Here is a 13,714-nt window from a genome sequence, read left to right as displayed (position 1 = left end):
CGCCGGACAACGCGCTTCCCTCATCTTGGCGTGCTACCCAGGGTAATTCGCAGGGGGACCGTCGTCGAGCGTTCTTCACCCGTTCGACACCTGTACGCGGCGGGGCATGACGGAGCGCCATCTGGGACTCCGCCAACCCGGGTGAACGGCGCGATCCGCCTGGACTGACCCCACGTCCGGCGGCGCGGGCGCTCCGCTCGCGCGCGGCGCGCACCACCGCCGGCCCGGCGACACCCTCCCCTCGCCCGTTCAGGGCAGTCCGCCTCGCCGCGAGGCGGCCCCGCGCCCATTTTCCGCATCCGCGAATTGCGAATACCGGACCCCGCGGAGCCCGGATAAATCGATGACGACGTTGTCATGAATCGCTTTCCGAGGCACCGGACGCACCCTTTTCCGAAAATCCGGACAGAATGCCATCGCCGGGAAATCGGCGGCCGGTCCGCGACGCCCGTGCGGCCCCGGCCGAGGTCAGGACTGCAACTTCCGTTCCGGAGGTCCCGCTTGCTCCGTGCGGCGCAATGCCGCGTACGCGGAATGGAGGTGCGTTCGCGCCGACGCCGGACGGAGGTGACACGCTGGGCCGAGTGAGTACTACGCGTGATCGAATTCGCGGCTTCCTCGCCGAGCACGACCCACCCACTCCCTGTCTCGTGATCGACGTCGAGACCGTGCTGGAGCGCTACCGCGCGCTGGCCGCGACGTTCGCGGACAGCCGCATCCAGTACGCGGTCAAGGCCAATCCGGAACCAGCGGTGCTGCGGGCCCTCGCGGCAGAGGGCGCGACCTTCGACGTGGCCAGCCCCGCCGAGATCGAGCTCTGCCTCGCGGCGGGCGCCGCGCCGGAGACCCTGTCGTACGGCAACACCATCAAGAAGCGGGCAGACATCGCCTTCGCCCACCACGCGGGCGTGCGGGAGTTCGCCGTCGACGCCGAGAGCGACCTGGCCCACGTCGCCACGCACGCGCCCGGCGCGCAGGTCTCGGTGCGCCTGCTCGTGGAGACGCCGGCGTCGGTCACCCCGTTCGGGCAGAAGTTCGGCTGCGCGGGAGCGGAAGCGGTCGAGCTGCTGCTGCGCGCCGCCGAACTGGGGCTCGACCCCGTCGGCGTCAGCTTCCACGTCGGGTCGCAGCAGCTCGATCCCACGGCGTGGGAGCTGGCGATCGCCGCCGCGGCCAAGGTGTTCACCGCCACGGCCGAGCACGGCGTCGTCCTGCGCAGGCTCAACGCGGGCGGTGGTCTCGCGATCGGCTACACCGGCCCCGCGCCCGCGACCGCCGACTACGCCACCGCCATCGGCGACGCACTACGGGCGCACCTGCCGGGACAGGAGCCGGAGCTGGTCCTCGAACCGGGCAGGGCGATCGTCGCCGAGGCCGGACTGATCCGCAGCGAGGTGATCCTGGTGTCGCGCAAGGCGGCCGGCGACCCGCACCGCTGGGTCTATCTCGACGTCGGCCGCTACAACGGGCTCGCCGAGACCGAGAACGAGGCGATCACCTACCGGCTGGAGGTTGTCACAGATCACTCAGGCGAGGACGGACCGGTGATCATCGCAGGCCCGACGTGCGATGGTGACGACGTGCTGTACCAGCGGACGCCCTACCGGCTGCCGCTCTCCTTGCGTCCCGGCGACCGGATCGACATCCTCGCCGCCGGCGCCTACACCGCGAGCTACTCGTCGGTGGCGTTCAACGGAATCCCGCCACTGCGGACCCACTGCATCCCCGCCCAGGAAGGGAGGAACCCCGGTGCCGACTGAGTTCGCCGGAGTCGGAGCGTTCTCCGGCAGACACGTCCTGGCCGAGCTCGACGGAGTCGCGCCGGAGCGGCTCGACGACGAGCAGTTCCTGCGCACCACGCTCGCCGGGGCGCTCACCTCGGCCGGAGCCAGTGTGCGCGAGGTGGTCGCGCACCGCTTCGAACCCCAGGGCGTCACCGTGCTCGCGCTGCTCGCCGAGTCGCACGCCTCGGTGCACACCTATCCCGAGATCGGGGCGCTGTTCGTCGACGTATTCACCTGCGGCGACCGCGCCGACCCCGAACAGGCCGTCCGGCTGCTCGCCGCGGCACTCGGCACCGACTCGGTGTCCATGACCACCGTCCAGCGCGGCCGCGAGGCCGCTACCGCGGGGAAGTGACGTGACCCAGCAGATCTCCGAGCCGCTCGGCCCCGGCCTCACCCGGGTCTGGGAGGTGTCCGACACCGTCCTCGACACCCACACCGACTTCCAGCACGTCGTGATCGGCACGACCGAGCAGGGCGTCACGCTGTTCTGCGACGACGAACGGCAGAGCACCGAGCAGAGCCAGCTCGTCTACCACGAGGCACTGCTCGTGCCCGCGCTCCTGCTGGCCGAGCGGGTGCGTTCCGTGCTGATCATCGGCTCCAGCGAGGGCGTGGCGAGCGGGATCGCCGTGGACCACGGCGCCGAGCTGGTCGATCACGTCGACATCGACCAGCAGGCCGTGCGCGCGTGCGCCGAGCACCTGCCCTACGGCTACTCCCCCACCGAGCTCGCCGACGCCGAGCGCGGCGATGGCCCGGTCCGGATCCACTACCGCGACGGGTTCGAGTTCCTCGCCACCACGACCACGCGTTACGACGTGGTGGTGATCGACCTGCCCGACGAGAACACGGACGAGAGCGCCCAGCACAACCGGCTGTACGGCGCCGACTTCCTGCGCCGCTGCGCCGCGGTCCTCGCCCCCGGCGGCGTCGTGACGTGCCAGGCGGGGTGCCCGACGCTGTGGCGCAACGACACGCTGATCGCGGCGTGGCAGCGGTTCCACGACGTCTTCGGGACGGTCGTGTACTTCGGCTCCGACGAGCACGAGTGGGCGTTCCTGTCGGGCAGGCCCGACCCGGTCACCGACCCGGTGGACGTCATGACCGCGACGCTGGCGGCGGGAACGGGCTACCGGCCGCGCTCGATCGACGCGGAGACGCTGCGCGGGTGTTCCGTGGCGCCGTACTCGGTCAGAGCTTGCGGCCCGCGGTGACGCGCTGGGTGACCTTGCGCTCGACATAGAACGACAGGAGCGGAACACAGCCGGCGAGCAGCACGCCCACGGTCCCCTTCACCGACCAGCGAGCCTTGAGCGCGAGGTCCACCGCCACCACCAGGTAGATCATGTAGATCACGCCGTGGATCGGCGAGTAGATGGCCGAGGGGTCGGGGTTGTCGAAGACGTAGCGCACCACCATCACGACGCACAGGCCCAGCAGCCCGATGCCGGTGGCGAAGGCCGCGATGCGGAACCGCTTCAGTGGTCCCTGCAGGGACGTCGCGGCCGGAGCCGCCTGCGTCTCGTCGCGGTCGGTCGTCACCATGTCATGTCACCTCTTGGTCGCGGGCGTTCAGCTCGGCCAGGTACCGGTTGTACGCGGCCAGTTCCTCGTCCTCGTCGTCGACGGGCCGGGGCGCCTGCCGGATCGACGGTCGCGGTGGCGGAACGTCGGCGGGCCGGTGGCCCCACTCGCTCCGGCCACTGCTCGGTGTGCCCTGCTCGCTGCCCGGCGACTCGGACCCGGGTGCGTTCTCGGCTCGATGCTGGCGGTTCAGCCTGCGGATGCGCCAGAACATGAAGGCGGGGAAGAGCCCGAACAGCGGCCACTGCAGTACGTAACCGAGGTTCTGGAACGAGCCGCCCGCCGAGGAGAACCGCTCCCACTGCCACCACGCGAGGCCGAAGCAGATGAGCACGCTCAGCACGCTGACGCCGACGATGGCGAGCCGGCGGGCTGTCGTGGAGCTCAGGGACACGCCTTCGAAGTTAGCACCCTGGCCAGGGTGGGGGCGGCCACAGGGCACCCTTCTACGACACGCTGTAGGTCATCCCTGGGCGGTCTGCGCCTGCGTGGCGTAGGCGTCGGCGAGTGCGAAGACCTTCTGCGCGTACTCCACCGAGTTGTTGTACGACATGATCCCGGCCCACCAGCCCTCGGCGGAGGCCATGTCCCTGCCGCCCGCGCACAGGTACCGCGCCGCGGCCAGCGCGGCGTCGTCGATCTGCTGCGGGTCGCCCGCCCCGTCGCCGTTGGCGTCGCTGGCCCAGCGGGCCCAGGTGCTGGGGATGAACTGCATCGGGCCGACGGCCCTGTCGTGCACGGGATCGCCGTCGAGAGAGCCGCCGTCGGTGTCGGGAATCGCCCGCACCCCGGCGGAACCGTTGAGCGGCACACCGATGATGGGACTCGACGGCCTGCCGTCCTCACCGAGCTCGACTCCGCCGTAGCGGCCGTGGTCGGACTCGATGCGGCCGATCCCGGCGAGGGTGGCCCAGGAGACCCGGCAGTCCGGCTGACTGGCCCGCACCGCCAGTTCGGCGTTGCCATAGGCGCGCAGCGCCCTGGCGGGCACACCCACCGCGGCGGACGTGCTCTCCGCCCAGTCGCCGAGCGGATCGGCGCCGGACTGTTCCTGCTGAGGTGGCCGGATGTCGCTGCCGCCGGTGCGGGCGCCCGCGACCACGTCGGCCGCGGGGACCACGGAACCGGGCTCCACCTGGGCCGGTTCCACTTGGAGCGCGGGAATGTCGGTGGTGATCGGTCCCGCCTCCGGAGTGCCGGCGCGGGCGATGAGCCACGCACCACCCGCACCCACGGCCAGTACGGCCACGACGACGACCAGCCGGACGAGGGCCGCCCGCCCCGGACGCGTCACCTCGCGCGTCCCCGGATCTTGCACCGCTGGGCCCTCCACTAGCCGACCTTGTGACTCACTGCCAACAACGAGTCAGCGCAGACTAGCGTTACGGGCCCCGCGGAGATCAGCTGGCGGCGTCGCGACGCTGCCGGGAGAGCCGGGCGACACACCACGCGGGAGCGCTGCCCCGGCGGAGGTGGTCCAGAACGGTGAGCGGGCCGAGCCGCTTGCTCAGGTCCTCGGGTGCCAGTCCCGCGGCCCGGTAGTCGAGCGCGCGCTGATCGAGCGGGCTGATGCCCGCGTCCCACCACGCTTCGGCCTCGCTGACGCTGCCGATCATCTGCCACCAGCCCGCCGCGGCGGTCAGCAGCTCGTCGGGTGCGTCGGGAACCCGCTCGCGCATGGCGGCGAGGTAGCCCGGGTCGGCGGCGTCGACGGGGGCCCAGCGGCCCGCGCCGGTGTTGCCTCGCTGTCCCGGAATTCCCGGGGCCGGCTGGGAGGCCTGAGGCGCCTCCGCGAGCCACGCCGAGGCGATCCGGTTGATCTCGCGGTCCTCCGCGCTCTGCTGGCGCTCGGACGTCCACTGCCGGATCACGGCGTCAACTCCGGGATCTCGCATCCCTGCCTCCTCTGCCACGCAACTGCTGTCGTATCGCAAAAGACTGGTCGAGCAACGGTGTTCGAGATGTGAAGCGTGAGGCCTGGGGAACCGGCCGATCACGCAATGTGAGCACCGTATGAGAGCGAGCCGCGACTCCGCCAGACCCTCTCGCCGACGAATCCGTTGACCAGCGCCTTAACCACATGAATCCACCCGGATGGTGGAGCAATCAAGCCTCCGGGCGGGATTTCGCGACAGAGAGTCACCAGACACGTGTGCGCGCAACAAAAGAACCGGCACCGCGACGCGGTGCCGGTCGGCCGTGGTCTGGACTAGGAGAAGAGGCTCTGCACGAACGTCACGATCGCTTCGGCTCCGTCGCGCAACCAGCTGAGCGCCGTCTGCACGGCGTCGGCCGACTCGTTGGGGCGGCTGATCAGGAGGAACAGGACGAGCGCCACCACGCCGAAAATGAGGACTTTCTTGAGACCCGGCGACATGGCTCCATCCGATCCATCCGGGCGGTGCCAGGCACGGCGACCGCGCTGCTCTCCCGCCAAGTACCCCGTCATGATGCCTCACCACAAGGCATCCTGACGGGTAATCACGCGAACGGGCGTCAGCGGTGACTACCCGTAGATCATGAAATCCCTTCAATCCGCAGGACACCGTCACCTTAGGCGTGATCACCACAACGGCGCCGCTGCGACACGCCGCCGTGTCGCAGGCCTCAGGCGAGCGCTCCCGCGGCGCGCAGTGCCGCGATCTCGCCGGGGTCCAGACCAAGCTCGTCGAGGACCTCCCCGGTGTCCGCGCCCTTCTCGTGCGGCGGCTCCGGAGTAGCGGGCGGGGTGCGGTCGAACCGCGGGCCCGGCGCGGGCTGGACCACTCCGCCGATCTCGACGAAGGTGCCGCGCTCAGCGTTGTGCGGGTGCCGCGCCGCCTCCTCCGGCGTGAGCACCGGGGTCAGGCACGCGTCCGTGCCCTCCGCCTTGGCGACGAGCTCGTCCCTCGAGTACTTGGCGATCTCCGCCGCGAGGATCTCGCGCAGCCGCGGCCACTCCCGCTGGTCGAGGTGCACCGGCAGGTCCTCGGCGTCCAGATCGAGCACCTGTACGAGCGCGGCCCAGAAGCGCATCTCCAGCGCCCCGACGGCGACGTACTTACCGTCGGCGCACTCGTAGGTGTCGTAACACGGCGCACCGCCGTCGAGCAGGTTCTGCCCGCGCTCGCCCTCCCACACACCGCTGGCCTTGAGCCCGTAGAGCTGTGTGGTGAGCAGCGCCGCGCCGTCGACCATCGAGGCGTCCACGACCTGCCCCCTGCCGGACGAGGTCCGCTCGTAGAGCGCCGCGAGCATTCCCATCGCGAGGAACAGCCCTCCCCCGCCGAAGTCGCCGAGGAAGTTCACCGGCGGCACCGGGCGCTCCCCGGCCCTGCCGATTGGCTCCAGCGCGCCCGCGAGGCCGAGGTAGTTGATGTCGTGACCGGCGGCCTGCGCGAGCGGGCCGTCCTGACCCCATCCCGTGACCCGGCCGTAGACCAGCCTCGGATTGCGCGCGTGCACCTGCTCCGGCCCGATCCCCATGCGCTCGGCGACGCCCGGCCGGAAGCCCTCCACGAATGCGTCGGCCTTCTCGGCGAGCGTGAGCACCAGCTCCACGCCCTCGGGCGTCTTGGTGTTCACGCCGATCGTCCTGCGCCCGCGCAGCAGCGGGTCGTAGGGCAGACCGAGCACGTCCTCGCCCGGTGTCGCGCGGTCGACCCTGATGACGTCCGCGCCGAGGTCTGCGAGGATCGTGCAGGCGAACGGCGCCGGGGCCAGCCCGGCGAGCTCGATCACCTTGAGGCCACTGAGCGGCCCAGCCTTCATCGCCCGACTTCCTTTCAGAGTGTGCGCGAGATGATGTCCTTCATGATCTCGCTGGTGCCGCCGAAGATCCGCGAGATGCGGACGTCGGCCCAGGCCCGCGCGATCGGGTACTCCATCATGTAGCCGTAGCCGCCGAAGAGCTGCACGCAGTCGTCGATCACCTTGTTGACGCGCTCGGTGGTCCACAGCTTCGCCATCGCCGCGCCCTGCACGTCGAGCTCGCCCCTGAGGTGGCGCTCGATGCACTGGTCGAGGAAGGCACGCGCGACGGCGGCCTCGGTGGCGGCCTCGGCCAGCGTGAACTTGGTGTTCTGGAAGCCGAAGATCGGCCGGCCGAACGCGGTGCGCTCCTTGGTGTAGGCCAGGGTCTGCTCCACCGCCGCCTCGAGACCCGCCACCGCGGTGACCGCGATGATCAGGCGCTCCTGCGGCAGCTGCTGCATCAGCTGGATGAAGCCCTGCCCCTCCTGATCGCCCAGCAGGTTGGCCACGGGCACGCGCACGTCGTCGAAGAACAGCTCCGCGGTGTCCTGGGCGCGCAGGCCGACCTTGTCGAGCACGCGGCCGCGGCGGAAGCCGGGCGTGTCCGTGGGCACGGCGATCAGCGACACACCCTTGGCTCCGCCGTCGGGGTCGGTCTTCACCGCCACCACGACGAGGTCGGCGTGGGCGCCGTTGGTGATGAAGGTCTTGGCACCGTTGATCACGTACTCGTCACCCTCGCGCACGGCGCGGGTCTTGATGCCCTGCAGGTCCGACCCGGTGCCCGGCTCGGTCATCGCGACGGCGCCGACGAACTCGCCGCTGGCGAACTTGGGCAGCCACTCCTTCTTCCGCTCCTCCGAGGCGTAGGCGAGCAGGTAGTGCGCGACGATTCCGTTGTGGACGGACACGCCCCAGCCGCCGTCGCCGCTGCGGGCCTGCTCCTCGTAGAGCACGGTCTCGTGGGCGAACGTGCCGCCACCACCGCCGTAGGACTCCGGAATGGACAGTGCGAGCAGCCCGACCTCGCCGGCCTTGGTCCACAGCTCGCGGTCCACCTGCTTGGCCGCGATCCAGCGTTCCTGATGAGGCTTGAGCTCGTTCTCGCAGAACGACTTGGCGAGCTGCCGGAAGTCATCGAGCTCGGTGTTCAGCCACGAGCTTCTCTGGATCTGCAGCGGCACAGCCCTGCCCTCCTGGTCTCCGGCACTGGAAAACAATCCAGTTGGAATGTAAATTCTGCTCGGAATGTACATCCGCTCGGCCGACAGGTAAAGGGGGCGCCATGACCACGGCGCGGGGCCACCGCACGCAGGCGCAGCGGCGGGAGCAGACGCGGGCGGCGCTGCTCGACGCCACGATCGACTGCCTGGTCGAGCTGGGCTACCCGCGCACCTCGATGCAGGAGATCTGCGCCCGCGCCGGCGTCTCGAAAGGCGCCTTCCAGCACCACTTCGCCGCCAAGACCGAGCTGATGGCCGCCGCCGTCGAGCACCTGACCCTCAAGCTCAAGGAGCAGCGGGCGCCCGAGATCGACCGGCTGCCCGAGGGACCCGAGCGCGTCGCCGCCGCCGTGGACCTGCTGTGGGAGTCGTACTCGGGCACCCTGGCCACCGCCGCGATGGAACTCTGGATCGCGGCGCGCACCGACGGTGAACTGCGCGCCGCCATGCGGCCGGTCGACCGCGCGCTGGGCCGCTCGACGCTGGAGCACATCGCACGGCTCTCCGGTGACCTGCCCAGGGACAAGGTGGAGACGCTGTACTGGCTCACCGTCAACCTCACCCGCGGGCTCGCGCTGGACGCCGAACTGGGCGGCGATCCCGCGCGGCGCACGCAGTTGCTCGACGAGTGGAAGCGCATCGTGGTGGCCCACTTCGCACACTGACGCGCTCGCGGCCATACCCACGGTATGCTCTACTCGTCGGTAACAACGTTGCTATCGGAGGCGGCATGACGAGCACCGTTCCCGTGCGGACCGAGCGGCCGGACACGATCGGCGGGGTGGCCGGAGCGCCGCCGACGAGCAGGGCCACAGCACTGCTCCAGCGCGTCGCGGGAGGCACGGACTCGGCCCCCGCGGAGATGAAGGCCCCGTTCACGGGCCTCACCACGGCGGTCCTGCCCCAGGCCACCGACGCCGACGCGCGCGCCGCGTTCGCCACCGCCCGGCGCGCCCAGCGCACGTGGGCCGCCCGGCCGGCCGCCGAGCGCGCCCGGATCCTGCTGCGCCTGCACGAACTGGTGCTGCGGCACCAGGACGAGGCGCTCGACCTGGTGCAGGTCGAGGCGGGCAAGGCCCGGCTCGACGCCTTCGACGAGGTCAGCGCCACCGCGCTCGTGGCGGCCTACTACGGCAAGCGCGCCCCGCGCCTGCTCGCGCCACGCCGGGCTCCCGGCGCGCTGCCGGTGCTGACCACGGCAGGCGAGCTCCGCCATCCCAAGGGCGTCGTCGGCATCATCTCGCCGTGGAATTACCCGCTCGCGCTCACCGCGATGGACGTGCTGCCCGCGCTCGTCGCGGGCAACGCCGTGGTGCAGAAACCCGACAACCAGACCGCGCTCTCGGCGCTGTGGCTGCACGAGCTCGCCGAGCGGGCCGGGCTGCCAGCCGACGCCTGGCAGATCGTGCTCGGCCGGGGCTCGCGCATCGGCGACGCGATCGTCGAGGAGTCCGACTACGTCTGCTTCACCGGCTCCACCCCCACCGGCAAGGACCTCGCAGGGCGCATCGCCCGGCGGCTCACGAGCTACTCGCTGGAGCTGGGCGGCAAGAACCCGCTGATCGTGCTGCCCGACGCCGACGTGCGCAAGGCCGCGGCGGGCGCGGTCACCGCGTGCTTCGCCTCGGCGGGGCAGCTGTGCGTGTCGGTGGAGCGGATCTACGTCCACGACAGCATCCGCGAGGAGTTCGTCCGCGAGTTCGCCGCGCGCACCGAGGCACTGCGCCTCGGCGCGGCGCTGGACTACGGACCCGGCATGGGCTCGCTCACCTCGCCGGAACAGCTCGCCACGGTCTCCGCGCACGTCGACGACGCGAGGTCCACGGGGGCGACCGTGGTCACCGGAGGGCGCGCCCGGCCCGATCTCGGCCCCCTGTTCTACGAGCCGACCGTCCTCACGGGAGTCACCGAGCGGGCACAACTGTTCGCCGAGGAGACGTTCGGCCCCGTCGTGTCGGTGTACTCCTACTCCGATGTGGACGATGCCGTCGGCCGCGCCAACGACACGCCGTTCGGGCTCAACGCGAGCGTCTGGACGAGCGATGCCCGGCGCGGCCGGGACGTGGCCGGGCGGCTCAAGGCCGGCACGGTCAACGTCAACGAGGGCTACGCCGCCACGTTCGGCACGATCGGCGTGCCGATGGGCGGTATGAAGGACTCCGGAGTGGGCAGGCGCAACGGCGCCGACGGTCTGCTCCGCTACACCGAGGCCCAGGCGATCGCCGTGCAGCGCGGACTGCGGCTGCGGCCGCCGCGCGGACTGCCGCCGAAACTGTGGACCTCCGCGATGACCGTGGGCATGAAAGCCCTGCGGCGCCTGCCCGGCCGGTAGCCGCAGGCTACGGAGCCGCCCTGGCGAGCAGTCCCCTGTCGTAGGCGATGGCGACGGCCTCGGCGCGCCTGCTCGCACCGAGCTTCGCCATCGCCCGCGACAGGTGCACGCTCACGGTCTTCTCGCTGATGTAGAGCTCCTCGCCCACCTGACGGTTGGTCCGGCCGAGCGCGACCCGCTCGAGCACCGCGCGTTCCCGTTCGGTGAGCAGGTCCACGACGTCCCTGGCCGGTGCCAGGCCAGGCAGCTCCACGCGCGCCCTGCGCGCGAGGTCGCGCACCGCCGTGCGCAGCGGTCCCGCCTCGAGCCGCTCGGCGAACGCGTGCGCCTCGCCGAGCTCCTGCGCCGCGGGCGCGGTGTCGCCCGCGGCCAGCAACGCCTCGGCGTGCCGCAGGCGGCAGATCGCCTGCTCGTACACGGCGCCGTAGCCGAACGCCTCGACCACCTTCGCCCACAGCGACGCGTCGGCGGGCCCGGCGAGCCCGCTCGCGGCCGCTTCCGCTCGCAACAGCCACGCCTGGCCCTCGGGGCCGATGGTGCCCGAGCGCGGCGTGCCGTGCTCGACGCAGTCCCTCACGTGCGCCAGCAAGGCCGCGCCCAGCTCGCCCGCCTCGGCGACCGCCGCGGTGTCGCCGCGCAGCCGGGCCTCGGTGGCCCACGCGGCGGCGGCCTCGAGACCGAGCGCGCAGATCCGGATGCCGCCCAGTGCCCGGGGATAGAACTCGTCGAACCGCGCGACCCCATCCCGCACCAGACGGGCCGCCCGCTCGTACTCGCCCTGCCAGTAGGCGAGCTCCGAGCCGGACGCCGTGGCCGCCATCGCGATCCAGAGATCAGAACGCCAGTGGGCGCGCAGATCGGCCACGAGCCGTTCCGCCTCGGCGAAGCGCCCCCTGGCGACCATGAGGTGGACCCAGGCCGTGTTCATGATCGTGGTGACCGTGCTGGAGACCGGCGACCTCGGCCGCTCGACGGCGTCGTCGGGCCAGTCCCCGACGAGATAGCGCACCGAGACGTAACGCAGCCGCGAGTTCAGGCCGAACGCGCTCCACGCCAGCCCGGTCTCCTCTGCCCGGTCGGCGCCACTGCGGTAGAGCCGCAGCGCCTGGTCGAGCTCGCCCTGGTCGTCGTGGCTCAGCGCGAGGTAGTACATCGCCCGCAGCTCCACGTGCAGCGCCCCGGTGGAGCGGGCCTTGGCCACGCCCTCCACGAGCCGCTGCCGAGCCTGGTCGACCTTGCCGTCCGAGTCGGCCAGCGCGCCCAAGGTGACCAGTGCCGAGGCCTCCGCGTCGCCGATGCCCACGGTGCGCGCGTCGGCGACCGCGTTCTCGGCGCTCCACCTCGCGTCCTCCAGCCGCAGCTCCGCGCGCTGGATCTGGGCTCGCGTGGCGAGCACCCACGCGCGCGCCCGGCTCGGGCCCGCGTCGGCGACGAGTTCCCACGCACGCTCGATCGTCGGCGGCGCCTCGTCGAACGAGCCGTCCAGTGACAGCAGGGACTCGGCGAGCCTGCGCCACACCATCGCCGCGCTCCCGCGGTCGAGATCGGGCGGCAGGGCCTCGGCCGCTGAGCGCGCGAAGGCGATCGCCCGCTCGGGATCACCGGACGCGCCCGCGTAGTGCGACGCCTCCATCAACAGCTTCAGCTCGCCGTAGCCCTCCGGCCGCGCGGAGTCGGGCACCGCGTCCCAGATCTCCAGCGCCTGTTCGAGATGCCGCAGCGCCGTGCCCGGCGCGCCGAGCCGCGCAGCCTCGTCGGCGGCCTGCACCAGCGCCGTCAGCGCCGTAGGGAAGTCCTTGCTCCGCAGGCTGTGATAGGCGAGTTTGGCCTCCCGGCCCCGGCCCTGCGGGTTGGTCCGGACGCGCGTGGCGTAGGCCGCGTGCATGCGGGTCCGCTCCCCCGGCAACAGATCGGCGTAGACCGCCTCCTGCAACAGCGCGTGCCGGAACTGGTAGAAACCACGCTCGATCACGAGCGCGTGGTGCTGCACGGCCTCGCGCAGCGCCTCGTCCAGTTCGAGCTCGCCGAGCCCGGAGACCTCCGCCAGCGCCGCGTGGGCCACGCCCTCACCCGCGACCGCGACCACGCGCAGGACCCGGCGCGTGTCCTGGCCGAGCCGTTCCAGCCTGGCCAGCAGCACCTCGGCCAGCCCGGCGGGCAGGTCGTCGCAGTCGTCACTCGAGGCCAGCAGCTCCTCGGCGAAGAACGGGTTGCCCTCCGAGCGCGCGACCATGTCGGCCAGCACGTCGGGCGGCAACGGCTTCTCGGCCAGCGCCTCGACGAACGCGCGCGCGTCGGCCTCGCCGAACGGCCGCAGCTCCACGCGCTCGACTGCGGGCAGTCGCACGAGCTCGACGAGCAGCCCGCGCAATGGATGCCGCCGGTACACGTCCTCCTCGCGATAGGTTCCGACCATGAGCACGCGCTGCGCCCGCAGCCGCGAGATGAGGAACGACACCAGGTTCCGGGTGGAACCGTCGGCCCAATGCAGGTCCTCCAGCACCAGCACCACCGGCCGGTGTTCACTGATCTCGCTGAGCACACCCAGCACGGCGTCGAACAGTTGCAGCTGCCCCAGATCCACCTCGGCACGCAGCCGCGGCCGCACGTCGACGTCGCCGGCCATGGCGAAGTCCGGCGCCGCGGCGGGTGCCTCGGGAACCAAGGGCAGCAGGCGCCCCAGCGCCGGTCGCGCGCGCACGGCCCGCGCGACCGGGTCGTCGCCCGACGTGGCCAGCGGGGCCAGTGCCTCGGCGAAGGGCAGGTACGGCAACCCGCCCTCCCCGACGTCGAGGCACCGGCCCGTGAGCACCAGCGCGCCCTGCGATTCGGCGTGGCCGCCGAGCTCGGTCACCAGCCGGGTCTTGCCGACCCCGGCGTCGCCGGCCAGCAGCACCGCGGCGGCCTCGGCGCGGCGCGCGCGATCGACAGCGGCGCGCAGGCGCGCCAGCTCGTCGACACGGCCGACAAGCGGGATTCCAGAACCGAGACGGGGCACGTGAGGCATTGTCTCCTACCCCACCGACAACCCCGACACGGTTTTCGCACAGAGCATG

Annotated in this window: 13 protein-coding genes; 5 read left to right on the top strand and 8 right to left on the bottom strand. The window is 71.7% G+C overall.

Features of this window, described 5'->3' with window-relative positions; translation table 11 throughout:
• The first annotated feature begins 584 nt into the window (after positions 1-584).
• From JHE00_RS30415 to JHE00_RS30405, 3 genes are read left to right on the top strand one after another with little or no spacing between them, the layout of a single operon-like run.
• Positions 585-1,760, top strand: coding sequence for a type III PLP-dependent enzyme (locus JHE00_RS30415; protein WP_307832187.1), 1,176 nt, complete (start codon positions 585-587; stop codon positions 1,758-1,760).
• Positions 1,750-2,139, top strand: a complete 390-nt coding sequence (speD, locus tag JHE00_RS30410) for an adenosylmethionine decarboxylase (protein ID WP_200324818.1) — start codon at positions 1,750-1,752, stop codon at positions 2,137-2,139. Before JHE00_RS30415 ends, speD begins: the two co-directional genes overlap by 11 nt.
• A 1-nt stretch (position 2,140) precedes the next feature.
• Positions 2,141-3,001, top strand: coding sequence for a spermidine synthase (locus tag JHE00_RS30405; protein ID WP_200324816.1), 861 nt, complete (start codon positions 2,141-2,143; stop codon positions 2,999-3,001).
• Here JHE00_RS30405 and JHE00_RS30400 read toward each other — a convergent pair.
• The 7 genes from JHE00_RS30400 to JHE00_RS30370 form a co-directional block, all read right to left on the bottom strand.
• Positions 2,979-3,332: a DUF3817 domain-containing protein gene (locus tag JHE00_RS30400; protein WP_200324814.1), complete on the bottom strand. Its 354-nt coding sequence runs from the start codon at positions 3,330-3,332 to the stop codon at positions 2,979-2,981. The genes JHE00_RS30405 and JHE00_RS30400 overlap by 23 nt on opposite strands.
• A gap of 1 nt (position 3,333) precedes the next feature.
• Positions 3,334-3,765, bottom strand: coding sequence for a hypothetical protein (locus tag JHE00_RS30395; RefSeq protein ID WP_200324812.1), 432 nt, complete (start codon positions 3,763-3,765; stop codon positions 3,334-3,336).
• Positions 3,766-3,834: 69 nt separating this feature from the next.
• Positions 3,835-4,665 (bottom strand): lytic transglycosylase domain-containing protein, encoded by an 831-nt coding sequence (locus JHE00_RS30390; RefSeq protein ID WP_307832186.1) that lies wholly within the window; start codon positions 4,663-4,665, stop codon positions 3,835-3,837.
• 106 nt (positions 4,666-4,771) lie between these two features.
• A complete protein-coding gene (locus JHE00_RS30385) occupies positions 4,772-5,266 on the bottom strand; it encodes a helix-turn-helix transcriptional regulator (RefSeq protein WP_200324808.1) in 495 nt (164 codons plus the stop codon).
• A gap of 314 nt (positions 5,267-5,580) precedes the next feature.
• Entirely contained in the window at positions 5,581-5,748 is a 168-nt protein-coding gene (locus JHE00_RS30380; protein WP_200324806.1) for a hypothetical protein, read from the bottom strand.
• Between the two features lie 230 nt (positions 5,749-5,978).
• A complete protein-coding gene (locus JHE00_RS30375) occupies positions 5,979-7,121 on the bottom strand; it encodes a CaiB/BaiF CoA transferase family protein (RefSeq protein WP_200324804.1) in 1,143 nt (380 codons plus the stop codon).
• A gap of 14 nt (positions 7,122-7,135) precedes the next feature.
• On the bottom strand, positions 7,136-8,287 hold the full coding sequence (locus JHE00_RS30370) for an acyl-CoA dehydrogenase family protein (protein WP_200324802.1): 1,152 nt from the start codon (positions 8,285-8,287) through the stop codon (positions 7,136-7,138).
• Between the two features lie 101 nt (positions 8,288-8,388).
• Between JHE00_RS30370 and JHE00_RS30365 the strand changes: the two genes are divergently transcribed.
• Together JHE00_RS30365 and JHE00_RS30360 are read left to right on the top strand one after the other, a co-directional pair.
• A complete protein-coding gene (locus JHE00_RS30365) occupies positions 8,389-8,991 on the top strand; it encodes a TetR/AcrR family transcriptional regulator (RefSeq protein WP_200324800.1) in 603 nt (200 codons plus the stop codon).
• Positions 8,992-9,056: 65 nt separating this feature from the next.
• Complete coding sequence (locus JHE00_RS30360; RefSeq protein WP_200324798.1) at positions 9,057-10,658, top strand: succinic semialdehyde dehydrogenase; 1,602 nt, start codon at positions 9,057-9,059, stop codon at positions 10,656-10,658.
• Between the two features lie 7 nt (positions 10,659-10,665).
• Here the strand turns inward: JHE00_RS30360 and JHE00_RS30355 are convergent, their stop codons facing one another.
• Positions 10,666-13,665 carry a helix-turn-helix transcriptional regulator gene (locus JHE00_RS30355; protein ID WP_200324796.1) on the bottom strand — a complete coding sequence of 1,000 codons (3,000 nt, stop codon included), beginning with the start codon at positions 13,663-13,665 and terminating at the stop codon, positions 10,666-10,668.
• Between the last annotated feature and the right edge of the window lie 49 nt (positions 13,666-13,714).

Source organism: Prauserella cavernicola (assembly GCF_016595675.1).
GTDB classification, from domain to species: Bacteria; Actinomycetota; Actinomycetes; order Mycobacteriales; family Pseudonocardiaceae; genus Prauserella_A; species Prauserella_A cavernicola.
The sequence above is the reverse complement of the archived record's forward strand: the minus strand, read 5'-3'. Positions and strand labels throughout refer to the sequence as shown.